At 53.7% G+C, this 23,804-nt stretch carries 28 protein-coding genes; 22 read left to right on the forward strand and 6 right to left on the reverse strand.

Annotated features, from left to right (window positions below):
* Nucleotide 1 precedes the first annotated feature (1 nt).
* Both CODIS_RS01205 and CODIS_RS01210 read left to right on the forward strand, forming a co-directional pair.
* Nucleotides 2-688, forward strand: coding sequence for a TlpA family protein disulfide reductase (locus CODIS_RS01205; protein WP_083220478.1), 687 nt, complete (start codon nt 2-4; stop codon nt 686-688).
* 115 nt (nt 689-803) lie between these two features.
* Complete coding sequence (locus tag CODIS_RS01210) at nt 804-1,274, forward strand: DsrE family protein (RefSeq protein ID WP_154722962.1); 471 nt, start codon at nt 804-806, stop codon at nt 1,272-1,274.
* 69 nt (nt 1,275-1,343) lie between these two features.
* Here CODIS_RS01210 and CODIS_RS01215 read toward each other — a convergent pair whose 3' ends face one another.
* The 4 genes from CODIS_RS01215 to CODIS_RS01230 are packed head-to-tail and all read right to left on the reverse strand — an operon-like array spanning nt 1,344 to nt 3,907.
* Nucleotides 1,344-2,045 carry a hypothetical protein gene (locus CODIS_RS01215; RefSeq protein ID WP_069120752.1) on the reverse strand — a complete coding sequence of 234 codons (702 nt, stop codon included), beginning with the start codon at nt 2,043-2,045 and terminating at the stop codon, nt 1,344-1,346.
* Nucleotides 2,042-2,557, reverse strand: a complete 516-nt coding sequence (locus CODIS_RS01220) for a hypothetical protein (protein ID WP_069120756.1) — start codon at nt 2,555-2,557, stop codon at nt 2,042-2,044. The genes CODIS_RS01215 and CODIS_RS01220 overlap by 4 nt, the downstream gene beginning before the upstream one ends.
* Nucleotides 2,554-3,156 (reverse strand): hypothetical protein, encoded by a 603-nt coding sequence (locus CODIS_RS01225; protein ID WP_069120759.1) that lies wholly within the window; start codon nt 3,154-3,156, stop codon nt 2,554-2,556. Before CODIS_RS01225 ends, CODIS_RS01220 begins: the two co-directional genes overlap by 4 nt.
* Before the next feature lie 10 nt (nt 3,157-3,166).
* Complete coding sequence (locus CODIS_RS01230) at nt 3,167-3,907, reverse strand: MotA/TolQ/ExbB proton channel family protein (RefSeq protein ID WP_069120762.1); 741 nt, start codon at nt 3,905-3,907, stop codon at nt 3,167-3,169.
* 335 nt (nt 3,908-4,242) lie between these two features.
* Between CODIS_RS01230 and CODIS_RS01235 the strand changes: the two genes are divergently transcribed.
* Nucleotides 4,243-4,992: a c-type cytochrome gene (locus CODIS_RS01235; RefSeq protein ID WP_069120765.1), complete on the forward strand. Its 750-nt coding sequence runs from the start codon at nt 4,243-4,245 to the stop codon at nt 4,990-4,992.
* 344 nt (nt 4,993-5,336) lie between these two features.
* Nucleotides 5,337-5,414 carry a pyrroloquinoline quinone precursor peptide PqqA gene (gene pqqA / locus CODIS_RS21660; RefSeq protein WP_154722968.1) on the forward strand — a complete coding sequence of 26 codons (78 nt, stop codon included), beginning with the start codon at nt 5,337-5,339 and terminating at the stop codon, nt 5,412-5,414.
* A 176-nt stretch (nt 5,415-5,590) separates the two neighbouring features.
* Here pqqA and CODIS_RS01240 read toward each other — a convergent pair whose 3' ends face one another.
* The gene (locus CODIS_RS01240; RefSeq protein ID WP_069120769.1) at nt 5,591-5,998 is read right to left on the reverse strand and encodes a bacteriohemerythrin; all 408 of its coding nucleotides are present in this window, start codon (nt 5,996-5,998) and stop codon (nt 5,591-5,593) included.
* Between the two features lie 501 nt (nt 5,999-6,499).
* On the opposite strand from CODIS_RS01240, the gene CODIS_RS01245 reads away from it, so the two are divergent.
* The 17 genes from CODIS_RS01245 to CODIS_RS01325 all read left to right on the forward strand — a co-directional run bounded on the left by CODIS_RS01245 (nt 6,500) and on the right by CODIS_RS01325 (nt 22,454).
* Nucleotides 6,500-7,219, forward strand: a complete 720-nt coding sequence (locus tag CODIS_RS01245; protein ID WP_069120775.1) for a HyaD/HybD family hydrogenase maturation endopeptidase — start codon at nt 6,500-6,502, stop codon at nt 7,217-7,219.
* Nucleotides 7,219-7,521 (forward strand): HypC/HybG/HupF family hydrogenase formation chaperone, encoded by a 303-nt coding sequence (locus CODIS_RS01250; protein ID WP_069120777.1) that lies wholly within the window; start codon nt 7,219-7,221, stop codon nt 7,519-7,521. The genes CODIS_RS01245 and CODIS_RS01250 overlap by 1 nt, the downstream gene beginning before the upstream one ends.
* 12 nt (nt 7,522-7,533) lie before the next feature.
* On the forward strand, nt 7,534-7,959 hold the full coding sequence (locus CODIS_RS01255) for a thioredoxin domain-containing protein (protein ID WP_069120781.1): 426 nt from the start codon (nt 7,534-7,536) through the stop codon (nt 7,957-7,959).
* Nucleotides 7,960-7,976: 17 nt separating this feature from the next.
* Nucleotides 7,977-8,846 carry a hydrogenase expression/formation protein gene (locus CODIS_RS01260; RefSeq protein ID WP_069120784.1) on the forward strand — a complete coding sequence of 290 codons (870 nt, stop codon included), beginning with the start codon at nt 7,977-7,979 and terminating at the stop codon, nt 8,844-8,846.
* Nucleotides 8,843-9,070, forward strand: coding sequence for a rubredoxin (locus CODIS_RS01265; protein WP_069120786.1), 228 nt, complete (start codon nt 8,843-8,845; stop codon nt 9,068-9,070). Before CODIS_RS01260 ends, CODIS_RS01265 begins: the two co-directional genes overlap by 4 nt.
* Nucleotides 9,022-9,663 (forward strand): [NiFe]-hydrogenase assembly chaperone HybE, encoded by a 642-nt coding sequence (gene hybE / locus CODIS_RS01270; protein ID WP_154722963.1) that lies wholly within the window; start codon nt 9,022-9,024, stop codon nt 9,661-9,663. The genes CODIS_RS01265 and hybE overlap by 49 nt, the downstream gene beginning before the upstream one ends.
* Nucleotides 9,660-10,841, forward strand: coding sequence for a nickel-dependent hydrogenase large subunit (locus CODIS_RS01275; protein ID WP_069120792.1), 1,182 nt, complete (start codon nt 9,660-9,662; stop codon nt 10,839-10,841). Before hybE ends, CODIS_RS01275 begins: the two co-directional genes overlap by 4 nt.
* Nucleotides 10,841-11,182 (forward strand): hydrogenase maturation nickel metallochaperone HypA, encoded by a 342-nt coding sequence (hypA, locus tag CODIS_RS01280; protein ID WP_069120796.1) that lies wholly within the window; start codon nt 10,841-10,843, stop codon nt 11,180-11,182. Before CODIS_RS01275 ends, hypA begins: the two co-directional genes overlap by 1 nt.
* Before the next feature lie 142 nt (nt 11,183-11,324).
* A complete protein-coding gene (gene hypB / locus CODIS_RS01285) occupies nt 11,325-12,173 on the forward strand; it encodes a hydrogenase nickel incorporation protein HypB (RefSeq protein WP_069120799.1) in 849 nt (282 codons plus the stop codon).
* Nucleotides 12,174-12,385: 212 nt separating this feature from the next.
* Entirely contained in the window at nt 12,386-12,610 is a 225-nt protein-coding gene (locus CODIS_RS01290) for a HypC/HybG/HupF family hydrogenase formation chaperone (RefSeq protein ID WP_069120801.1), read from the forward strand.
* Complete coding sequence (gene hypD, locus CODIS_RS01295) at nt 12,607-13,746, forward strand: hydrogenase formation protein HypD (protein WP_069120804.1); 1,140 nt, start codon at nt 12,607-12,609, stop codon at nt 13,744-13,746. Before CODIS_RS01290 ends, hypD begins: the two co-directional genes overlap by 4 nt.
* Before the next feature lie 249 nt (nt 13,747-13,995).
* Nucleotides 13,996-15,045: a hydrogenase expression/formation protein HypE gene (hypE, locus tag CODIS_RS01300; RefSeq protein ID WP_069120808.1), complete on the forward strand. Its 1,050-nt coding sequence runs from the start codon at nt 13,996-13,998 to the stop codon at nt 15,043-15,045.
* Nucleotides 15,046-15,311: 266 nt separating this feature from the next.
* Complete coding sequence (locus CODIS_RS01305; RefSeq protein ID WP_069120811.1) at nt 15,312-17,015, forward strand: hydrogenase maturation protein; 1,704 nt, start codon at nt 15,312-15,314, stop codon at nt 17,013-17,015.
* On the forward strand, nt 17,012-18,493 hold the full coding sequence (locus tag CODIS_RS01310; protein ID WP_069120815.1) for a sigma-54-dependent transcriptional regulator: 1,482 nt from the start codon (nt 17,012-17,014) through the stop codon (nt 18,491-18,493). Before CODIS_RS01305 ends, CODIS_RS01310 begins: the two co-directional genes overlap by 4 nt.
* A gap of 133 nt (nt 18,494-18,626) precedes the next feature.
* Nucleotides 18,627-19,997, forward strand: coding sequence for a PAS domain-containing sensor histidine kinase (locus tag CODIS_RS01315; protein ID WP_083220480.1), 1,371 nt, complete (start codon nt 18,627-18,629; stop codon nt 19,995-19,997).
* Nucleotides 19,990-21,009, forward strand: coding sequence for an NADH-quinone oxidoreductase subunit B family protein (locus CODIS_RS01320; protein ID WP_069120817.1), 1,020 nt, complete (start codon nt 19,990-19,992; stop codon nt 21,007-21,009). Before CODIS_RS01315 ends, CODIS_RS01320 begins: the two co-directional genes overlap by 8 nt.
* Nucleotides 21,006-22,454 (forward strand): nickel-dependent hydrogenase large subunit, encoded by a 1,449-nt coding sequence (locus tag CODIS_RS01325; RefSeq protein ID WP_069120821.1) that lies wholly within the window; start codon nt 21,006-21,008, stop codon nt 22,452-22,454. The genes CODIS_RS01320 and CODIS_RS01325 overlap by 4 nt, the downstream gene beginning before the upstream one ends.
* Here the strand turns inward: CODIS_RS01325 and CODIS_RS20770 are convergent, their stop codons facing one another.
* Complete coding sequence (locus CODIS_RS20770) at nt 22,455-22,637, reverse strand: hypothetical protein (protein WP_154722964.1); 183 nt, start codon at nt 22,635-22,637, stop codon at nt 22,455-22,457. It lies immediately after the preceding gene.
* A 300-nt stretch (nt 22,638-22,937) separates the two neighbouring features.
* Between CODIS_RS20770 and CODIS_RS01335 the strand changes: the two genes are divergently transcribed.
* Nucleotides 22,938-23,537 carry an NUDIX domain-containing protein gene (locus CODIS_RS01335; protein WP_083220481.1) on the forward strand — a complete coding sequence of 200 codons (600 nt, stop codon included), beginning with the start codon at nt 22,938-22,940 and terminating at the stop codon, nt 23,535-23,537.
* Nucleotides 23,538-23,804 lie beyond the last annotated feature (267 nt).

A 23,804-nucleotide genomic window follows, 5' to 3' on the forward strand; every position in this document is an offset into this window, starting at 1 on the left:
TATGATTCACCAAGCCAGAAAAATGCTGGGTGAAATGGTTGACAGAAATGAACATTCATTCAATTCTCTGTCCCGGTTCGACCATACGGGTTGGACGGTCGATGGCTGTGGGCAAGCTGCACAGGTTACGAGTCCTTTCAGCTACCTCGGGCACAGTCTGACCGGTTTAACCTGGTCGATCCTGTTGTTTGCATTATTCATGTCAGTTGCATTGAAGGCATCGGCCGCTGAGGGCCTGCTTGCTGCAGTCAGGCCGCAACCCGCGCCCACTTTCCGCCTGCAGGATCTGGAAGGGAGAAACCATCAACTTCTTGATTACAGGGGCAGGGTGTTGATAGTTAATTTCTGGGCCAGCTGGTGTGTGCCCTGCCGTCGTGAACTGCCGTCGATGAACCGGGCCTGGACAGCGTTGAGGCCCAAAGGGATTGCCATGCTGGCGATCAACCTGGGGGACGATGCGGAGGCGGTCAAGGAATTCCTCTATGACTTCCCCATCGATTTTCCCGTGTTGCTGGATCACCGGGGACGGATCAGCCAGCGCTGGCAGGTTCGGGGACTGCCGACGACCTTGGTGCTGAATCAGCGAGGTGAAATCGTCTACCGGGCGGTCGGCGAGCGGGAGTGGGACGATGCAGTACTGCTGCATCAGCTGCAGACCCTACAGCCGGAATCAAGAAAGCTTGACTGATTTTTTGTGGACTCCAGTCTGTGGCTGAATGGTGTCAGAGTTCAATTTGATCAAATCACAGGTGCATATGATGATAGATAAGTCGGTACAAAAAAGAGGGTGGAGTGGTTTGCTGATGGGTCTCCTACTGTTCAGCATGGGTTTAGCCAGCGCAGCGGATATGATCGATGACGCGGCGGCACTGAATGGTGTGAAGGAGACCCGCAGTGTTTTTCTCATCGACTTCACCAATCCGCGCAAGACCGCATTCTATCTCGAAATCATCCGCGGTACCCACGAGGGTCTGGTGAGACAGGGCGTAACGCCAAACATGGTTTTGGTCTTCATCGGTGAGACGGTGCGTTATCTTTCAACCGAACCTGACGACGTTCTAGCCATGGAATATGGCAAGCAGCTTGATTCCATTGCGGATAGTGCCAAGGCCCTGAAGGCAAAAGGGGTGCGAATGGAGGTCTGCGCCGTCGCCAACCGTGTCTTCGAGGTGGACAACGCTACCATTCTGCCGGAAATGGATGTGGTGGGGGATGGCTTCATCTCGCTCATCGGCTGGCAGACACAGGGACACAAGCTGGTGCCTATCTTTTAACCGGAAACTTCAGGTGACAAGGGTTAATGCTGCAATCGTTTTTTTTTTTTTTTTGTAGCAGCCCTTGATTCAGCGCCGTAGAGATCTCAATTCGTAAACCACTTCGCCACCGGCAAACACATCATTCGACAACGGCTCTTCCCGTAGCAACTTCACCAGGCCAACACCGGGTGCGTACCATTCGGTGGTGTTGATCAGTATCTCCTCGTATCCGCTGCGGGCGTCTGCGTAGAGGGTGAGATTTGCCTCGCCCTGAACCCGGATGCAGTTGTCGAAACGACCGGCAGGTACCACCACGGTTTCATCATCGCCCATGATCTGGAAGGTCATCTTGAGATTCATTCCGCGGGTCAGACGCTCTTCATAGGGATAGACGCGACGCAGTACGAACGGATATGTGGGATTGCTCCATTGAGTACCGTTCCTGAGCGGATATTTGAGAACCCAGTGGGGTGAGTTATCGATAGCAGGTTTACTTTCGGTCAGGGTGCGTTTTGCGGTGCGGTAGATACCGCCGCTGTTCTCGGCGATATAATAGCGGGTGCCGTCACTGGTTATGCGTACTGCATGGGGCCGACTGTTGATCGGCTCCTGCTCTCCCATGCGGATGGAAAAATCGGAGTGTCGGATTGAGTCCCCGACGCTGGTGGTAACCAGATAGTCCCATTGCAGTCCCTCCTGCAAGGGAAAATAGCTCGAGCTGTCCAGCGATTGATTCGAGCAGGATTGAAGGGCCAGGACGAACAGGCCAAGAACGGGGATGTATCTCATTTTTCCGGTAGCGCCGGATCGGGAAGGGAGTAGATTTCAATCCTCTCCCGCTGTTCACCCATACGGGTGAAGTCGAGTGGTTGTCCCGGTTTTTTGGTAACTGCGGCTCTTCTGCCAAGCTGAATAATGCCGTTGCGCATATTGCGCAGCGCTTCTTCCAGATCGGCGTGAAGTGCCTTACTGTACTCCAGCTTGTAGGCACGCGGATCATGCGCCGGCTCACCACTGCTGAGGTCGGTGGCCCAGATAGTGATGGTTCCGGGCGATCCTGTCGTTTTATCGGGTTCATCAACCACCGATGCATGCAGCAGAAACCGTTCCGGAACCTCAATCCATGCAGGCCAGCCCTGCACTGATTGCCATGCCTGATAACTGATGAAATAGAGTACCGTTGCAAATACAACGATAAACAGTCTTATCAGGGTGTGGAAACTGCTTGCAATCAGCGCCGCGGCCACCAGCGCGGCCAATGCCACGTAAGCGAGCAGTAGCAATAGTACCGATTCACTCATATCTTACCTACCTGGACAATCGATTTTTCAAGGGTGTTGATATTGCTGACTTGACCGTCAGTGCCGATAGTGAAGCGTATCGCCGTCTTCTCTTCGCCAACCCGTTCAAGTATCAGGGTTGCGTAGTGCAAAACTTTAAGCGCGGGATTGACCTCAGCAAGATAGACGGTTACCGGAACAGGTTGCAGGGATTTGCTGTTGTAGTAGTGAATATTGATGACATACTCCCCAGGTGGACGGCCGCGTATGGTCACTATCTCCTGGTTGAGGGGATTTATTATCGTTTTACCGTCAATCAGCAGCGTATCATTGGCCATGCCTCGGTCGTCTCTATCCAGGTGCATAAGACTGGCCTGGGGATTCTTGAACCAGACCAGGTCACCGTTTGGCCCCTCAACCCAGGTGTCGATATCGTCCGGACTGTTATCGGTCCAGGTTACCGAGATCAGAAAGTCGGCCTTGGGATTGATGGTGCCGGTCTTGGCCGGCGGATTTAAAAACATCAAGGCGACAAGAAAAAGAAAGGTGAATGCAAGCAGTGCGTTGAACAGCAGATCGGTGAATGGGTCCGCATCGAACTGACGGCTGTTGCGAAACATCGCTACTGAATCACTGCTCCTTGTCAGCCACTTTGAGCAAGCGTGTTTCGCTGAACTCTACGGCCTCTGCCACCAGGCGATCGGCGGCTCGATCCAGCATCAGGTACTGCATCCCGAGCAACATGCTGCAGCTGAGTCCCATTAGGGTGGTGTTCAGAGCCACCCCCATGCCGGTCGTCATCCGTTGCAGAAGGCCCTGTATGTCGGACAGGTCAAATGATTTCAATTCAGCCACTGGCGCCAGCATCATGACAAATCCGATCACAGTACCGAGCAGGCCGAGTTTTACGAGCAGTCCGCAGATGAACCAGCCAACTTCGTGCTGACCTCTCAAACGCTCTGCCATCACCTGCGCCAGCAGGTGGCTGTCCTGGTTTGGTTGATGCACTTGCAACGAACCGCGCATTGCGGCTATCCCGGCAATAAACTGACCGGAGAGGGAATCCTTTACGGGTAGCTTGTTTTCTATCCACCAACGATTACTGCCCGGGCCGGGTGGATTCGCGGTTGTGAACTGAATGATCTGGTCGAGTGCACTGTTTTCATGCGATAAAAACAGTGCCCTTGTAGCGCAGTGAGTGGTCGCCAGCACAAACAACAGCAGGATGATCAGTGTGATGTGGCTGGGATCTGACAGTAAAGCGGATTGCAGCAGACCTTGATCCCAAAACAACCAACTGATGAACGACAAGATGCCGAATAACAGTAGCCATTGTAAAACTAAGGTATAGGGTGTTTTGGCATGTCGCACTTCAAGGTACCCGCTGTTGAATCGAATCCTGCTTCATGTTGTATAGATGAAAAGCATGCTCCGTGCCATTTCCCTCCATTGCACCCATGTCACTCATCATCAATTGTCACATGGGTGTGGCTGATAAAGGTGTTCATATATTGAGCATTGTCGACATTTTTTGAACAATCGTCGTTGTGAGGCCTCGTTAGATATGGATGTATTGCCGATGTTGGCTTTTCAGCCGATGCCTTGTATGTCGATGACTATAGAGAGCAGGCACAAATGTTGCTATTACTTAACTCATTCAAATTCATTAAATATCGGTGTCATACCAACCAGGGGAGATTCTAACAATGGCAAGGTTGAAGTTCTCTTTAGCCACACTATTTGCGGTCGTAGTGATTTTTCCGCTTTCTGCCGCGCATGCAAAGGATCAGCAAATGTTGGCTCTGGCCAATGCTTCAGGTTGTTTTATCTGTCACAAGATAGCGCCTGACGCAGCTAGCGATGAACTGCCGCTCGCGCCGAGTTATCAGGAGATCGCGTTACGCTACCGAGGTGACAAAGATGCTTTCAGCCGTTTACTGGATCGGGTGCTGCATGGCACGGTCTATCAGGATCAGGTATGGGAGGGTGAGATCGGGATGCGGTTCATGCCGCCGAATGTGAATGTCTCACGAGAAGATGCATCCTCGCTTGTTCACTGGATACTTAAGCTGGATATTGATCCACAGATGGCGAAGAGGCTTATGCATCACGACAGAATGCTTACTCTCTCCACCGTAAGCGGTTGTACGATCTGTCATCGAATGGATCCTGTCAATGTGTCGCGTGTTATTCCACTCGCACCATCATTCAGGGAGGTGGCCGCGCACTACCAGGATCGACCGGGCAATAAGGACAGATTGCTGGAATCAATACTGCAGGGCACCCAGGGTAACCAAAAAATATGGCAAAACGTCAATATGCTCTATATGCCACCGAATGTGGCCTTGAAAAGAGAGGATGGTGTCAAGCTGATAGAGTGGATACTCTCTCTCGATACCAAAGGGGTACCTAGGCAGATGGAGCCACCTGCGGGCATGGGTTCGTCAAGACAGTGAACTGTTGTGCCAGACGCGCCATCCGAACGACTACTGTTGGATATGCTCGCAACGGCAGAAAAATCGATATTGATTTCCTGAGTGTACAGATTTCACGCGTTTCTGTTCAGAAACTGCACATCTTAGGTGGGTGTTGCTTTGACGGTGTTTATGGATCAGGCGATAACCCAAGATTTATATATCTGTAATTTAGGCATTTATAGGTAAATCACTGTAGAAATTATGGTTGGATGTTGCAGGAGTTTTGTTGGTATGTATCTTGAAAGTCGATCATTGTTGCCTCTGGTGGTATTCAGGGTGACACTTTCATAAACCTCAAAAAGCAGATAGGAGTGAGAACAACGATGCAAAAATGGTCAAAACCGATGTTTCAAAACATGCGATTTGGATTCGAAATCAATCTGTATGTGAAAGTACGATAACTTCGGTCTTGCGTAGAAGATGGGGCGGGGGAGCGTTGCTCTCCCGCCTTTTTAGTTTCCGTTTGATCCCGGATCGGATTCAAAAGCCGCCGATATGCCAAATGTATATTTTGGTTTCAAGCTGATGTTCCGGGTCATAATGAGTGATCGTCCAGTCGTGAAACCATCCGCTGTATTCAGTAGACGCCTTGTGCATTGAGAAAGGTGCCGAGTTCTTTATCGCTTTTAAAAATGTGGATAAGCACCCAGTCGGATGAGACATCGTAATCAGAGCGAAAGGTCGGGCTTTTTCCGCCAGTGACACCCTCAACCAGATTATTCAGATGCTGCAGTAATACATGGTGCTCGTGTAGATGCTGCTCATACCCCGGATAGTTATGCTTTTTCATCAACTCATCTTCGGTGGAGAAGTGAGTTTTTGTGTGTTCATACAGCTCAACCAGCAGTTTTTGCAGAGTCTCTTTATCAGCACACTTTTCCACAGAGGTGTGGAGGCTATTAACAATATTGAGCATTTCCTGATGTTGGTCGTCTATTATTCTGACGTTGGCACTGAATTCTTCGCTCCATGTAACGATCGGCATATTGTTCTCTCTATTGCATGATTTTTTGTGCTAGGGCCTGTTAACACTAATCCAATACGCCCTGTTAACCGATGCTCTTTCCACAAACTTGTTTAAATACATCAACAACTCTGCCAAATTATGGGACATTCTGAAAGAAATCACCTTAAATTCCCGTGAAATTCTGTAATGGTCCCGGGGTTATCTATCCGGCGCAGTCGAATTCTAAACACCGAACGGGTGTATGCGATGTGTAAAGCTGCTTACCTATCGAGGGGCGGATTGGCAGATTACCCTCAATTATTTTGTGTAAATATACACTAACTTCAGTTTGCTGCACCTGAAGATTGGATAGTTATATTTCAAAAATCATCTAAACTGATAAGCAATTATCCATTGCTATAGGCTATATTACCCCCCACATCCGGTAAATTCTCAACGAAAACAATAGGTAATCCATGCGGATGAGTTTGGCGCGTGGTTTGCAGATAGTGGTTTCACTGATCCCTGTTGGAGTCTGAAATGTCCAATCCTCCCAATGTGCTGATCCTCGGTATAGGAAACCTGCTCTGGGCCGATGAGGGCTTCGGTGTCCGTGCATTGGAATCACTTCAGCGTCATTATCGATTTTCTGACAATGTCCGTCTCCTGGACGGGGGCACCCAAGGTATCTATCTGGTTCATCATATCCGCGAGGCGGAGATACTGGTGGTCTTCGATGCGGTGGACTACGGTCTGCCCGGCGGCAGCCTCAAGCGAGTGGAGGATGGTGAGGTACCCAAATTTATGGGCGCCAAGAAGGTGAGCCTGCATCAGACCGGGTTTCAAGAGGTGCTCGCCATGGCGGAGATGCTCGGTGATTATCCCAGGCATCTTCTCCTGATAGGTGTACAGCCTGTTGAACTGGAGGACTACGGCGGCAGTTTACGGGAACCTGTACGCGCTCAGATAGAACCAGCGATCGCAATGGTTCTGGACTATCTTCAGGGATTCGGCGTCGAGGCCCAACGACGAGAAACACCATTATCACCGGACATAGGTTTACAGGGTGCGATTTCCGACATCCGGCGCTATGAGAATGAACGACCCTCGGCACAGCATGCCTGCCGGGTCGGTGATGCAAGGGTTCTGACATCATCGCAATTTGATCTGGCCTATCGTCCTGTTCGGCTTGAACGGGACGCCATTCATGTGGATGTGGATGCGCATCTCGATAAATACCGTAGCAAGGTGGATCTGTGATGTGTATCGGTATACCGATGCGGGTCCTCTCCACACTACCGGGTCAAGCGGTATGTGAGGGGTTGGGTGAACAGCGCAGGGTGGATACCTTGCTGGTAGGTGAGCAGCAGGTTGGTACCTGGTTATTGGTATTTCTCGATACCGCCCGCGAGGTGTTGAGTCCGGCCAGGGCAAGGGAGATAAAACAGGCATTACAGGCTCTTGAGCTGGCCATCCAGGGTGAAACAGAGATTGAATATCTGTTTGATGATCTGGTGAATCGCGAACCGCAACTGCCGGAACATCTTCGGTTGGATAAATAGCAGGAGAGAACTATGCCGTCACCGCTGATCAATGACCTCATCGAGCAAAAAGGTATCGCCACGATTAATGAGCGTTCGCTTGGGGATTTTGTCAAAGCGCATAAACAGTGTCTGCTCTTCTTCACCGAGAATCCGGTACAGTTTCCCGAAAGCAATGATGTGGCAGTGGTGTTGCCGTTGCTGATGGAGACATTCGGTGACCGTTTTCAGGTGGCCATCGTCGAACGTGACAGTGAACATCAATTGCATGCACGCTTTCCCTTCGATAGCTGGCCTGCGTTGGTAATGTTGCGTGAGGGTGCTTATGTCGGTGCGATTTCCCGCATGCAGGACTGGGATGTCTACCTCACTGAGATCGAACGCCTGCTGAACACCCAACCCTCTGCCACACCGGGTTTCAGAATTCCTGTCGTTAGTGCCGTTGGGCATTGCCATTAACTGGAGTGACATTCACCATGAATGAAATCGACATACCTGTGAGTGTCACTGGTCCGGGTTCGCAGCCGGCGGAAAATGATGGGGCGTCACTCGACATCCTGCAACTCCCCGATGAGATGTCTACCTTCTCCATGCCTGAGATGCCGGAACCCGATCAGGTGCAGGATCTCGATAGCGGCATGGCGGCATTGACCGAGCTGGATGAGGTATTGCAACACCAGGCAAAAGTGAGGGACATCAAGCCTGAGGTTGTCGATATCACACACCTGGACAGGGAGAACAGCAGTCTGGTCGATCAGGTTCTCGGTGAGGGCGAGGTGAGCATGGTCTACCGGAGTGCCGATACCAGCGCCAGAATACAGGAATCGGTTATGGCGGGAATCTGGCGCATCAGATATTACAATCAGCAGGAAGAAACCACCGTAGACACGATTGAAGTGGCGCGGGTACCCAGATTGTGTCGACGCCATGTCTTCAGTCAGGCAGCGCATCGGGCCGATAGCCAACTCAAGTCGATACCCGAGGGGGTCTTGAATGCGCCCCCGCTGCTTGCTGAGATCAATGACAAGGTCTCTGAGTATCGACCCGGTAAGGAGAGTCATGTCATAAATCTTACGTTGTTGCCACAGACAGAACAGGATCTGGCATTCCTGATTGAGCGTTTGGGCGAGGGATCGCTCACCATACTCTCTCGTGGTTACGGCAACTGCCGCATCACCAGCACAGCAGTGCAAAATGTCTGGTGGGTGCAATATTTCAACTCTCAGGATAAAAACATTCTCAATACCCTGGAGATCGGTGACGTGCCGGCAGTCGCTGCCGCCGCCAACGAAGACATTCAGGAGAGTGCCCGGCGCCTGAATGAGATTATGGAGGCCTACCGGTGAGCGATGCCTTCTTTGCCGGTTCCTACGGTGGAAATGCCCAAAAGCTCCATGATGACAGCCGGTTGGAGTGCAAGATCTGTTGGTATATCTACGATCCCGCCGAGGGCGATACCTATTGGCAAATACCACCCGGGACACCTTTCTCTCAGTTGCCCCCACACTGGAGTTGTCCGAATTGCGACGGCAACAAACGCGACTTCATGGTAGTGAGGGATACATCGTGATCTGTCCCGACTATCTCATTCAAGGCCTGGAGAAACAGTTTCGGCAGATTCAGCAGGAACGCATGGAAGGATTACCGTTGCTCAATCCGGCCCTGCGCGTGGAGGCAGTGGGATTTCGTGAATGGAACGGCCTCTGTCTCGGTGTCTTGGTCACCCCTTGGTTCATGAACCTGATGTTGTTGCCGCCGGAAGGGGACAGCTGGAAAGCCACGAAGGTTGGCGATAAACAACTCTACCAAATGCCCTCCGGTCCCTACGAGTTTATTGTTTGCGAAGAGGAGGGGATCGGCCGCTACCAGATGTGTTCTCTCTTTTCACCCGTCTTCGAGTTTGCCGACCAGGCCACGGCAGTAGCCACGGCAGAGGCTGTAATGGATGCCCTTATGCGGGTTGAGCATCGTGATACGATTTCAACACGTGAAAGCGAAATCGAACGATTCTGGAAGGGTGAGCCCGATGAGCAGGCGGTTGACGGGCAAGACGGTTCAGTGCAAGAGGAAAGACCGACGATCAGCCAGCGCCTGGAACAACCGCTGAGTCGTCGTGATTTGTTGCGCGGCGGGGCGAAACAGAACCTGGATGCAGATGCATGAACGTTGAGGGTGAACTCCACATTAAGCTATATCGCCGGCAGGCGCGAATAGAAAAAGTCGCCATTAGCTCGACTCGTCCATTGCAGTTAACCCATCTGTTCGAAGGTAAATCGGTGAAGGAGCTGCTGAGCATGCTTCCCATGCTCTACAGTGTTTGCGCCACCGCCCAGGCATCGGCGGCGGCTCAGGCATGCCGCCAGGCGATGGGTATACATGGGAATGCCCGGATCGAGTTGGCGGAGAGTATGCTAGTCACGGTGGAGACCGCCCGGGAACATTTATGGCGTATCCTCATCGACTGGTCCAATTTTGTCGAGAAAGCGGTCGATCGCGCCTTGGTCGCATCCCTCTCAAATCTGCTGCCGATGGCAAAACATGCGTGCTTCAATGACAGTGACCTGTTCACACTGCAGCCACGTCTGGTGGTGGATCAGGAAAGGTTCTCCACAGTCATTGAACAGATCGCGAAAACAGCTGCCGATTCGGTCTTTGCACTAGCGCCTGCTGACTGGTATGCATATGCTGATATCGAGGATTTCGATGTTTGGCTCGAACAGACAGCGACACCCACATCAACTCTGTTGCGGCGGATAAGGGACGAACAATCGGCACGACTGGCGGATGGTGGCTCCTACCCTTTACCCCCTATCGATCCGCAGGCGATATGTCAGCGTCTGTCCGAGGAAGATGCCGACCAATTTATTGCTGCCCCCGAGTGGAAAGGCGCTGTCTTCGAGACGACACCAATGACCCGAATGGCCCCCCATCCACTGTTGCGACAACTGACGAAGCTGTATGGCTTTGGCCTGATGACACGCCTGGTGGCCCGGTTATTGGAGTTGGCTTCCATACCGGCAAGGCTGAACGGACAGATGCAGGCATTGATCGAAGATCGCATTGATGGCGGCGCCCCGATGGCCGGATCGGGAGCGGATGAGGGCTTGGGTCAGGTGGAAGCGGCACGCGGGCGGTTGATACACCGTGCCGTACTGGATAAGGGTATGATTTCCGGATATCAGATAGTGGCGCCCACGGAGTGGAATTTTCATCCCCGAGGGGTGGTCGCCAGAGGATTGCTGAGCCTCCCTGCACGGGAGATCGATACATTGAAACGGCATGCCGACCTTTTCATCAACGCAGTCGATCCCTGTGTCGGTTATCGGCTTGAGATCGTCTGATGCACGAGATGTCCCTGTGTGAGGGTGTGCTTCAGGTGCTGGAGGAGCAAGCCGTGACGCAAGGATACAGCATGGTCAAGCGGGTCTGGCTGGAGATCGGTGCCCTATCGGGTGTGGAGCCCGAGGCAATGCGTTTCGGTTTCGACGCGGTGATGAAAGGCACGCTTGCCGACAGTGCCCGACTGGAGATAATCCATCTGCCTGGCGAGGCCTGGTGTATGCAGTGCAGTAAGCCGGTTCAGGTAGCGGCCCGCTATGAGGCCTGTCCGGAGTGCGGCAGTTATCAGTTGCAGGTGACCGGCGGTGACGAGATGCGGATCAAGGAGCTGGAAGTCGAGTAACTCATAGAGTTACCAGTTTTTAGTTATTAGTTTTTAGTGTTTAGTTTTTAGTTTTGAGTTGGAAGGTAGCAGGGTTTGGTGCGTGCGCTTAACTAAAAACCAAGAACTCAAAACTCAAAACTCTTTATTCGAGGTGTTTATTATGTGTACGGTTTGCGGTTGTGGTGAAGGTGAGACACAGATCGAGGGTCAGGATCATCAACACGATCATGGTCACCACCACCATCATCATGATGAGAATGAAAGTCAGGGGCATACCCATGATTACGGTCAGGGACCGGCCCATGCCCATGCGCCGGGACTCTCTCAATCGAGAATGGTGCAGATCGAGCAGGACATACTCAGTAAGAACAATCAGTATGCCGCTACCAACCGGAACTACTTTCAGCAGCACGGCATATTGAGTCTCAATCTGGTCTCAAGCCCGGGATCGGGCAAGACGACCCTATTGACCCGTACCATCGGCGATCTGCGGGCGGAGTACGCCATCAGTGTTATCGAGGGTGATCAACAGACAGCGAATGATGCGGAGCGGATACGCGCTACCGGGGCAAAGGCATTACAGATCAATACCGGTAAAGGATGCCACCTGGATGGTCACATGGTAGGCCATGCCCTGGAGACGCTGAAACCGGATCAGGGGAGTCTGCTGTTTATCGAGAATGTGGGTAACCTGGTCTGTCCGGCCGCCTTCGATCTGGGTGAGGCGCATAAGGTGGCGATTCTCTCCGTGACCGAGGGTGAGGACAAGCCGATCAAATATCCCGATATGTTTCATGCCGCCGATCTGATGTTGCTGAACAAGATCGATCTGCTGCCCTATCTCGATTTCGATGTGCAGCGTTGTATCGAGTATGCCCAACGCATCAACCCCAAGATTAAGGTATTGCAGCTTTCCGCCACCACCGGTGAGGGGATGCAGAACTGGTATCAGTGGATTGCCGCCAGCCGGCAGATGGCGCAGGTCGGAAATCCGGCGGTGCCGGCTTAGATGACTAGCCGCAAATAGACGCGAATCACCGCAAATGAACGCGAATATTATCTGGGTGTCGTTGAGACGCAGTAACATCGTAATGACAGTATATAGGATCAAGAATTAGCGAAAATTTGCGGTGATTCGCGTTCATTTGCGGCAGGATGCAGGATAAAAAACATCCATTACGCTTTATTTGCAATGACAAAATGACTGAGGAGTGACCGAACATGTGCTTGGCTATACCCGCAAAAGTGGTCGCCATCGACGAGCTGGGCGAGAACGCCACCGTGATGTTGGGTGAGGTGAAGAAAGAGGTCTCCCTGGCGCTGGTCGACGATGTCTCAGTGGATGACTTTGTGCTGATCCATGTGGGCTACGCACTCAACAAGGTGAGCGAAGAGGAGGCCGAGAAGACCCTCCGGTTATTTGCTCAAGCGGGAGTGACGCCATGAAATATGTTGACGAATTCCGCCAGCAAAAACTGGCCAGGCAGCTGGCGGATGCGATACGCCACGAGGCGGACAGGGGGCGCGAATATCATCTGATGGAGTTTTGCGGTGGCCATACCCATGCCATTTTTCGTTATGGTGTGCAGGATCTGATGCCCGACAATGTGAGGTTTGTACATGGTCCGGGATGTCCGGTCTGTGTGCTGCCAATCGGCCGTATCGATGAGGCCATCCATCTGGTGGAGGCCCATGATGTGATTCTCTGTACCTATGGCGATCTGCTGCGGGTTCCGGCCAGTGGGCGTAAGAGCCTGATCCGGGTCAAGGCGGCGGGGGGTGATGTGCGGATGGTCTATTCCACCCAGGACGCACTTAGAATCGCCCGTGAGAATCCGGACCGGGAGGTGGTCTTCTTCGCCATCGGCTTCGAGACCACCACGCCTCCCAGCGCGGTGGCGCTGCGTCAGGCAAAGGCGGAGGGTCTGAGCAACTTCAGCCTGTTCTGTAATCATGTGCTGACCCCCGCGGCCATCCAGAACATCCTCGAATCCCCCGAAGTGCGGGAGTTGGGATCGGTCTCCATCCACGGCTTCTTCGGGCCCTCCCATGTCAGCTCCATCATCGGCAGCCGGCCCTACGAGTATTTTGCCCAGGAGTTCCAGCGTCCGGTGGTGATCGCCGGCTTCGAGCCGCTGGATGTCATGCAATCGGCCCTGATGCTGATCCGCCAGCTTAACGAAGGACGTTATGTGGTGGAGAACGAATACACAAGAGTGGTCAGTCGCGAGGGCAACTGCAAGGCCCAGCAACTGGTAGCAGAGACATTCGAGCTGCGCAGAAGTTTCGAGTGGCGGGGATTGGGTCAAGTACCCTACAGCGCCCTGAAGATCAAACAGGACTATGCCTCGCTCGATGCTGAGCGGCGCTTCTCCATACCCGTCTCCCAGGCTAAGGATGTCAAGGGTTGTGAATGTCCGGCGATCCTGCGCGGTGCCAAGCGACCCACCGACTGCAAATTGTTCGGTACGGTCTGTACCCCGGACAACCCCATGGGTTCCTGCATGGTCTCATCCGAGGGTGCCTGCGCCGCCTATTGGAGTTACGGCCGTTTCCGTCAATCCAATAAAAAGAGCGCATGATGTTGAATATGCCATTAGGCGTTATCAGTCCGCGAATAAACGCAAATGTTTAAAAAGAGATGTAGGGTGCGGCTTGCCGCACCGCCCGGGGTTCCTGGTTCCCACGCAAAAGCATGGGAACTAATAGGAATTATTAGGAATGAGATCGCCAATGAACCTTAACGAACATAAATATATTACCAATGAATTTGCGTTTATTAGCGTTCATTTGCGGACCGCATTTATACAGACTTAATACGGAGTGGTACGATGAATGCTGTGGTAAAACGCTTTCCCCTTCGCCTCGACACACGCGGTGCCAGGATCGATATGACGCATGGCAGCGGCGGTCGGGCCATGGCACAGCTGATCGAAGAGCTGTTTCTCAAACACTTCGATAATGAGCTGCTGAGGCAAGGCAACGACCAGGCAGCCTTCGATGTCTCTGCAGGAAGCATGGTCATGAGCGTGGATGGCCATGTCATCTCACCGCTCTTTTTCCCCGGTGGCGATATCGGTTCATTGGCGGTACACGGTACGCTGAATGATGTCGCCATGTCCGGTGCGCGGCCACTCTATCTGTCGGCAGGATTTATCCTGGAAGAGGGTTTTCCCCTGGCCGACCTGGATCGGATCGTCGCCAGTATGGGAAGCGCTGCCGGCGAGGCCGGCGTACCGGTGGTCACCGGCGATACCAAGGTGGTGGAGAAGGGCAAGGGTGACGGCGTTTTCATCACCACCACCGGCATCGGCGTGGTACCGGAGGGTATCAACATATCGGGAGATCGCGCCCAACCCGGCGACAAGATCATCGTCAGCGGCAGCATCGGTGATCATGGGGTGGCGATCATGTCGAGCCGTGAGAATCTGGAGTTCGAGACTACCATCGAATCCGACTCGGCAGCACTCCACGGATTGGTACAAAAAATGGTAGAGACTGTCCCGGATATCCACTGCTTGCGGGATCCGACCCGCGGCGGTCTCGCCACCACGCTCAACGAATTGGCCATGCAGTCTGCTGTCGGCATGCATCTGGTGGAAGCGGAGATACCCATGAAAGCGGCGGTTACTTCCGCCTGCGAATTGCTGGGGCTCGATCCCCTCTATGTGGCCAATGAAGGCAAACTGATCTGTATCTGTTCGGCCGAGGATGCCGACCGGTTGTTGCCGGTCATGCGGGAGGATCCCCTGGGGCGTGACAGCCGGATCATCGGTGAGGTGGTCGAGGATGAACACCACTTTGTCCAGATGGAGACCATGTTCGGTGGCAACCGGGTGGTCGATTGGCTCTCCGGCGAGCAGTTGCCACGAATCTGCTGACACCGATATGAGATGAATGGTTAAGAGTAAAAGTCCGCCAATGAACGCTAATGAACGCAAATGTTTAATGCGCGATGTAGGGTGCGGCTGGCTTGCCGCACCGATCGGGAATTTTTTGAGAATGAGACAGCAAATGAACCTAATCAAACACAAATATATCATCAATGAATTTGCGTTTATTAGCGTTCTTTTGCGGACTAATAAAAGAAATTGTACGTGGCACTATCTGTCAACTACGTTGCGGCAATGAATAGTCGGATATAAGCATGCGCATCCTGTTTCTCACCCACGCCTTCAACAGCCTCAGTCAACGGCTCCACGTGGAGCTGCGGGCCATGGGGCATGAGGTGTCGGTTGAGTTCGACATCAACGATGCCGTGGCGTTGGAGGCAGTTGGTCTCCACCGGCCCGATCTGATTATCGCTCCCTTTCTCAAGCGGGCAATCCCCGAATCGATTTGGCGTAACCATGTCTGTCTTGTAGTCCACCCCGGCATCAGGGGCGATCGAGGGCCTTCATCCCTCGACTGGGCAATCCTCAAGGATGAGAGACATTGGGGGGTTACGGTACTCCAGGCCAATGGGGAGATGGATGCGGGCGATATCTGGGCCAGTGTGAAGTTCGAGATGCGTGAGACGGCTAAAGGGAGTCTCTATCGCAACGAGGTGACCGAGGCAGCCGTTGAGGCCGTCATGTTGGCAGTGGAGCGTTTTCAGGCAGGTGACTACCAACCCCAAACCCTGGAGCAGGTATGTACAACACAGCGGGGTGGATGGCAACCACTGGTCAGGCAGACGGACAGGGCCATCGATTGGCAACGTGACACTACCGCGGAGGTGTTACGCAAGATACGCAGCGGTGACGGAGTCCCAGGTGTCCTGGATGAGCTCTTTAAGCGGCAGTTCTATCTTTACGATGCCTGGCCGGAGACGACCCTAAGGGGCAAACCCGGCGAACCGATCGCCCGCTGCGGGCCGGCAATCTGCCGCGCGTCAGTTGATGGCGCAGTCTGGATCGGTCATCTGCGGGAGAGGGAGGGCGAGCATCCATTCAAGCTGCCCGCCACCCATCTGTTGGCACAGAAGGTCGCTGACTTGCCGGAGATCGAAGCTGATGCTGATTCCGGCTACCGGGAAATCTGGTATGAAGAGGTGGAGGGTGTGGGGCTGCTCCATTTTCCCTTCTATAACGGCGCCATGGGTACCGCCCAATGTGAAGCTTTGTTGGCGGCTTTGCGCGATGCGAAACGCCGGGACACAAGGGCGATAGTATTGATGGGCGGACCGGATTACTGGTCCAACGGCATGCACCTGAATATGATTGAGGCGGCCTCCAGCGCAGCTGATGAGTCGTGGCGCAATATCAATGCCATCGATGATCTCGCTCGTGAAATCATACAGACAGAAAACCATCTTACCGTGGCCGCGCTGCAGGGTAACGCCGGGGCCGGTGGCGTGTTTCTGGCCAGGGCCGCCGATGAAGTATGGGCCCGTCGCGGAGTGATACTCAATCCTCACTACAAAGATATGGGCAATCTCTTCGGTTCAGAGTATTGGACCTATCTGTTACCCCGCTATAGCGGTGATGAGAGTGCGACACAGATTGTCGAGAGTCGCCTGCCCATCGGGGCCGATGAAGCAAAGGCGTTAAACCTGATCGACAAAGTAATTGATGAACCGGATGCCGGTTTCGTTTCAGCTGTTCGCCAACTGGCAACCAGCATGATCCGCACCCCGGCATTTACTGAACGTCTACTTTATAAGAATGCACGAAGGCAGGCCGATGAGGCGATCAAGCCGCTGGCCCGCTATCGTGAGGAGGAATTGGAACAGATGAAACGCAACTTCTACGGATTCGATCCGAGCTATCATGTGGCCCGCTATAACTTCGTCTATAAAGTTCCGAAATCCCGCACACCCCTGACCCTCGCCAATCATCGTTGGACCAAAGTGGTCAGGAGGGTGTCATGAACACGCTGCCCACAGTCCTGATCGTGGATGATGAGGTGCGCAGTCTGGAGACACTGCAGCGTATCCTGGAAGACGATTTCGACGTGAAGACAGCGGAGAATGTCACTGAAGCGCGGAAAATCCTCGAGACCGACTGGGTGCAGATTATCCTCTGCGATCAGCGGATGCCGGAGATCACCGGTGTGAAGTTTCTCAAACAGGTACGTGAGCAGTGGTCCGAGGTGATTCGGATGATCATCTCAGGTTATACCGACTCCGAAGATATCATCAGCGCTGTCAACGAAGCAGGCATCTACCAGTTCGTTACCAAGCCCTGGCATCCTGACAGTCTGATCCTGTTGTTGAAGAATGCGGCCCAACTCTTCGAACTGCAGCGAAAGAATGAAATCCTCTCGGTTGAGCTGAAGATGTCGCCGAGCCGCTTGCAGTCCGCCATGGATCAGAAACGCAAGCGTCTGCGGGACGATTACCGTTGTGACGATCAGATCGTGCGCAGCCCCGAGAGCGGTATGAATCATGTGTGTGAGAAGATCCGCAGGGTTTCGCCATATGATGTCTCGGTACTGCTCACCGGAGAATCGGGCACTGGCAAGGAGCTGGCGGCACGGGCGTTGCACTACAACAGTCAGCGTTGGGACCAGCCCTTTGTTGTGGAGAACTGCGGCGCGCTGCCAGATGAGTTATTGGAAAGCGAACTCTTCGGCTATAAGAAAGGGGCCTTTACAGGTGCGGTGGAGGACCGGGCGGGAATCTTCGAACGGGCCAATGGCGGTACGGTGTTCCTCGATGAAATCGGCGAGGTTTCACCCGCTTTTCAGGTAAAGCTGTTGCGGGTCTTGCAGGAGGGTGAGATACGCCCTTTGGGCAGCAGCCAGACGCGGCAGGTCGATATTCGGATCATCGCCGCCACCAACCGGGATCTGGAGCAGGAGGTGCGCGAGGGGCGTTTTCGTGAGGATCTCTATTACCGGCTTGCCACCGTCACCATTCATCTGCCCGCATTGCGTGAGCGCAGGATGGACATCCCGTTGATCGCCCAGTCCATCCTGGAGGTCTCGATGGGGCAGTTGGGTAAGCATGTAAAGGGATTCACAGAAGAAGCCTTGGCCTGTATGCAGGCCTACCATTGGCCAGGCAATGTCCGTGAGTTGCAGAATGAAATCCGGCACATGCTGGTTATGAGCGATAGCGAACTGCTGAGTGCGGACATGCTCTCGCCTCGGGTGCTGCAGGCGGCGCCGGAAGAGGACGAAGCCGACTTGAAAGTTATGAACGGACTGGACGGCACACTTAAGGAAAGAGTCGAATCACTGGAGGCGCGCATCCTCAAGGAGTGCCTAATCCGCAATCGTTGGAACAAGAGCCAGGCCGCGAAAGAGCTGGGCTTGTCCCGGGTCGGACTGCGCAGCAAACTGGAACGATACGGGCTTGAAAAAATCGAGCAATTGCACGAGAGCCAGGACGTGGTGGGTAGTTGAATGAGTTTTTTCAGTCCGCAAATGAACACAAATGTTTTCATTCTGCATTCCCACGCAGGCGCGTGGGAACGAGAAATCTGGACATTTGCGTTTATTCGCGTTCATTCGCGGACTCACGATACAGGGAGTAGTCATGGTTGAAACCAAAACACGCCTCAAAAACAGCCTGATAGATAAGGTTGTCATGGATGAATCGTTGCAGTTGAATGAGACAACCGAGAGTGCATGGATCGATGTTATCCAGAAGATGGATAAGGTTTATGCCGATCTGGTTCACTACCAGGTGGAGTTGGAACAGAAGAACGCCGAATTGGAAGAGGCGCAGCAGTTCATTCGAAGCGTACTCGAATCGATGAGGGAGGTATTGATTGTCTGCGATACCGGCGGCCGGATTTTACAAGTGAATCAGGCGCTGGAGGACCTTACCGGGAGGCTGGAGAGGGAACTGTTGAATTGTCCGTTCAATGAACTGTTCGGCCTCGAATCGCAGCCTCTGGTTGAACACTTCTCGGAAAAACTGGGCAATGATGACGTTGTCGATTGTGAGGTCAATCTGCTTACCCAGGGAGGTGGGTTCATGCCGTTGGCGATGAACTGCTCCTCCCGTTACGACATCAAGGGAAAACTCTTGGGTATGGTGCTGATCGGCCGGCCGGTAGGTGAGCTGCGTCGTGCCTATGAGGCTCTGAACAAGGCTCATATCGATCTGAAACAGACCCAGGAACACCTGGTGCACTCCGAAAAGATGGCCTCGCTTGGCCGCTTGGTGGCCGGGGTGGCGCATGAGCTTAATAATCCCATCAGCGTGGTATTCGGGAATATGCACGCCCTGAAGCGCTACGGTGAGCGTATCAACAACTACATAGCGGATGTGAATAAACATCTCGACCCGGATCTGCATAGGGAGCTGAGAGAAAAATATCGGATAGACAAGATTGAATCCGATATGGGGCCGTTGATTGAGGGAACCATGGAGGGCGCGGAGCGCATCAGTAATATCGTGCTCGATCTGCGTCGTTACTCAGGTATCCAGAAAGAGCAACCGGAACCCTTTGAACTGAAGCATGTGGTGATGACAGCAACCGAGTGGGTGATTAAGGCCTCAAGGGAGAAACCCGAGGTGCGTTATGAACTGCTCGACAGCTGTGTGATCAGGGGGCGCCAGGGCCAGGTGCATCAGATTCTGATCAATCTGATACAGAATGCCATCGATGTGATGGAGCGTCAGGCAGAGAAACTGATCACTATAGGTTGCGACAGAGACGACAAGGATGTCCGGATTCGTATTCACGACAGCGGACCGGGTGTCGCCGAGGGTGACATGAATAAACTCTTCGATCCCTTCTATACCACTAAGGAGGTGGGAAAGGGAACCGGTTTGGGACTCTATATCAGTTATGGATTGGCACGGGATATGGGGGGTGACCTGTCGGCTGAAAACAGTGTCGATGGCGGTGCCATATTCACCTTAACCCTGCCGTTGAAGGTGAAAGCCGATGGCTGATGAGGATCGGCAACCACTGAATCTGCTGTGGCTGCAATCAGGCGGTTGTGGCGGTTGTTCACTCTCAATGCTCTGTGCAGAGGGGCCGGACCTGTTTACCGCATTGGAGAGTGCCGGTATTCATATCCTCTGGCACCCCTCCATCAGCGAGGCTTCGGGATCTGAGTTCATCGAACTGCTGGAAACCATCATTCATGGTGAGCAACGTCTCGACTTGCTCTGCCTTGAGGGTTCCGTGGTATGTGGACCCAACGGTAGTGGAAAGTTTCACCGACTTGCCGGTACGGGAGAGGCGATGATGAAGTGGCTGGCGCAGCTTGCCGCTGTGGCCGGTCATGTCATCGCAGTGGGAAGCTGCGCTGCCTTTGGCGGTATCACAGCCGCCGGCGGCAATCCCAGTGAATCCTGCGGGCTGCAGTATGACGAAACGGTCATCGGCGGGCTTCTGGGCAAGGAGTTCCTGGCGCAGTATGGCTTACCGGTGATCAATATCGCCGGTTGTCCCGTGCATCCCAACTGGGTGACCGAGACCTTGTTGCAGATCGCCTCCGGTGAACTGCAGCGGGAGCATCTCGATGAATGGGGTAGACCGCGCAATTATGCCGATCATCTGGTCCATCACGGCTGTCCCCGAAACGAGTTCTATGAGTACAAAGCGAGTGCGGAAAAGCCATCCGATCTGGGCTGCATGATGGAGCACATGGGTTGCCTCGGCACTCAGGCCCATGCCGATTGCAACACCCGGCTCTGGAACGGGGAAGGCTCCTGCCTGCGTGGCGGCTATGCCTGTATCAACTGTACCGCCCCGGGCTTTGAGGAGCCCGGCCACCCCTTTACCGAAACACCGAAGATTGCCGGTATCCCGGTGGGTCTGCCCACCGATATGCCCAAGGCGTGGTTCGTGGCACTGGCATCCTTGGCGAAGGCGGCGACACCCACACGCTTGAAAGAGAATGCCGTAGCGGATCATATCCGGGTGCCACCCCGGCGGCGTCCGGGTAGTAAGTCATGAGCCGTCGCATCGTTGGGCCCTTCAACCGGGTAGAGGGCGATCTGGAAGTCGAGTTGGAGATTGAGCAGGAGAGGGTGAAGTCGGCCCGGGTCTCCTCGTCCCTGTTTCGCGGTTTCGAGCAGATGCTTCAGGGCAAGGAGCCGGGGGATGCCCTGGTCTATACACCGAGAATCTGCGGTATCTGCTCCGTCTCCCAATCGGTCGCGGCGGCCCGGGCGTTGGCGGCCCTGCAGGGTGTGACGCCACCGCTGAATGGTGAGCTGGCCATCAACCTGATCCTGGCCAATGAGAACGTGGCCGATCATCTGACTCACTTCTACCTCTTCTTCATGCCCGATTTCGCCCGCGAGACCTACCGCGGCGAACCCTGGTATCCCATGATCGAGTCGCGCTTCAGGGCGCAGAGCGGCAGTGCCGCAAGGGAGATGCTGCCGGCCCGGGCGCAGTTCATGCACCTGATGGGATTGATGGCGGGTAAGTGGCCGCACAGCCTGGCCATCCAGCCGGGGGGTACCACCCGGGCCGTCGAGATGCAGGAGCGGGCACGGCTGCGGGCGATCCTGTTTGGCTTTCGGCGCTTTCTCGAAACTACGCTCTATGGCGACACCCTGGAGAATATCGCAAGCCTGAATTCGATCGCAGCACTCGATCAATGGATCGATGCGCACGATCCAGGCAGCAGCGATTTCAGGCGTTTTCTCGAAGTGGCCAGGGCGCTCGACCTCCACCTGCTGGGTCGCGGTAATGACCGCTTCATGAGCTATGGTGTCTATCGGCAGCAGGGAGAGCCTGGATTCCGTCAAGGTCTCTGGGATGATGCCGAGCAGCCGCTGGAGACAGCGCTCATCACCGAAGATCTCAGTCACAGCTGGATGGTGCATCAAAAGAGCCCAAGGCACCCGTTCGACGGCATAACCTTGCCCGATGCGGATGTGGCAAATGCCTATAGCTGGTGCAAGGCGCCAAGGCTGGACGGGCGGGTGGTCGAGGTTGGCGCCTTGGCGCGACAGCAGGTGGACGGTCAGTCACTGGTCAGAGCGCTGGTTGCAGAGAGCGGCGGTAATGTGCGCAACCGGGTCATCGCACGTCTGCTGGAGATTGCCAGGGTGGTGATGCTTATGGAGACCTGGGTCATGGAACTCAAACCGGGCGAGGCCTTCTGCAATCACAAACCCTTCCCGCAGGTGGCCCAGGGATACGGCCTGGTGGAGGCAGCCCGCGGTAGCCTGGGACATTGGATCAAGGTTAAAAACGGTCACATACTCAACTACCAGATTATCGCCCCGACAACCTGGAACTTCTCCCCCCGAGATCACCAGGGTCAGCCTGGCGCCCTGGAACTCGCACTGGTGGATGCGCCACTCAGACCGGGGGAGAAGGACCCGGTATCGGTACAGCATATCGTCAGGTCATTCGACCCCTGTATGGTCTGTACGGTGCACTAATTAAGGAAAAACGTAACCCTTCTCCTTCCACCACTCGACCATCTTGTCATTGACGGCACCCCAGTCCACCCGGTCGGAGGGGCTGTTGGTACGTCCCATCTCGATAGCGGTCTTATCCAAATACTTCACGTACTCCTGTTTCAACGTTTCGGGTGCATGGGTGAAATGTTGAACGTCGCTCATGTTGTATCTCCGATTGATAAGATACTTAATTAATCGAATTAAGCGTTGTAGTTGTGTTGAGTTTTGATTTATCGACCAGGCACTCTTCTGAATCAACATAGAAATCATAAGGTATTGCGCTGTTCGATTGGATACATGGGTATTTTTTTATCTATTGGTGCTTTAGGCATTTACCGTTCGCGCCATTGATCGTTCAGAAACCGCCGAGTGGTTGTTGAAAGGGATTGTCTTTGTAGATTGCTGATACAATCCAAACCTGGCAGTTACACAAGACAATCCATGATAAAGAGTAGATATTCGATGCAATACCAATATGAACTGATCGAGTCTGACCCGGTCTATCGGGGATTTCTCAAAGTTAACCGCTATCGGTTGCGGCACGATCTCTATCTGGGGGGTAAGAGTGAAGAGCTGATACGTGAACGGCTCGAACAGCTGCGTGCGGTATCGGTCCTGCTCTATGATCCGAACCTGGATCAGGTTGTGCTTGTTGAACAGTTCAGAATCGGTGCGGTGGGTAAGGAGAAGATACCCTGGATACTGGAAACGGTGGGAGGTTTTACTCCGGTTGGGGAGAGCGATGAGTCGGTAGCCAGGCGAGAAGCGCTGGAGGAAGCTAATTGCGAGATTGGCCATATCGTGCATATCTGTGAATTCATGGTCAGCCCGGGCATATCCGTGGACCGTATATCTCTCTATTGCGGTGAGGTCGATGCATCCAATGCAGCAGGCGTGCATGGTCTCGACCATGAGGGAGAGGATATCCGCGTGGTAGTGATGGATAGCGAAAAAGCAATTGCAGAACTCTATACCGGACGCGCCAACTCGACCAGTATTATCATTGCCTTGCAGTGGCTGGCATTGAACCGTGAGAGGATCAGGAAGAAGTGGCTAACTTAGGGCCTGCTAACGCTAATCGGATTAGTGTTAACAGGCCCCAGCCTGCATCTAGCCGAATGATGCCTTGCATGCTTGTAGGTAGATGGATTGGCCGATCCTTCTGAAGGAGTAATCGAGCAACGCTGAATTAATCAGAGTTTTCCTAGGGCCTGTTAACACTAATCCAATACGCCCTGCTGGGGCTGTTTTTGTGCCCAGCAAGGCAGAATGAGCGTAGTGTAGTTATTCTACATGAGCGAATGATAACGCCGCTGGGGGCGAAAACAG

The organism is Candidatus Thiodiazotropha endolucinida (genome assembly GCF_001715975.1).
In the GTDB taxonomy this organism is placed as follows: domain Bacteria; phylum Pseudomonadota; class Gammaproteobacteria; order Chromatiales; family Chromatiaceae; genus Thiodiazotropha; species Thiodiazotropha endolucinida.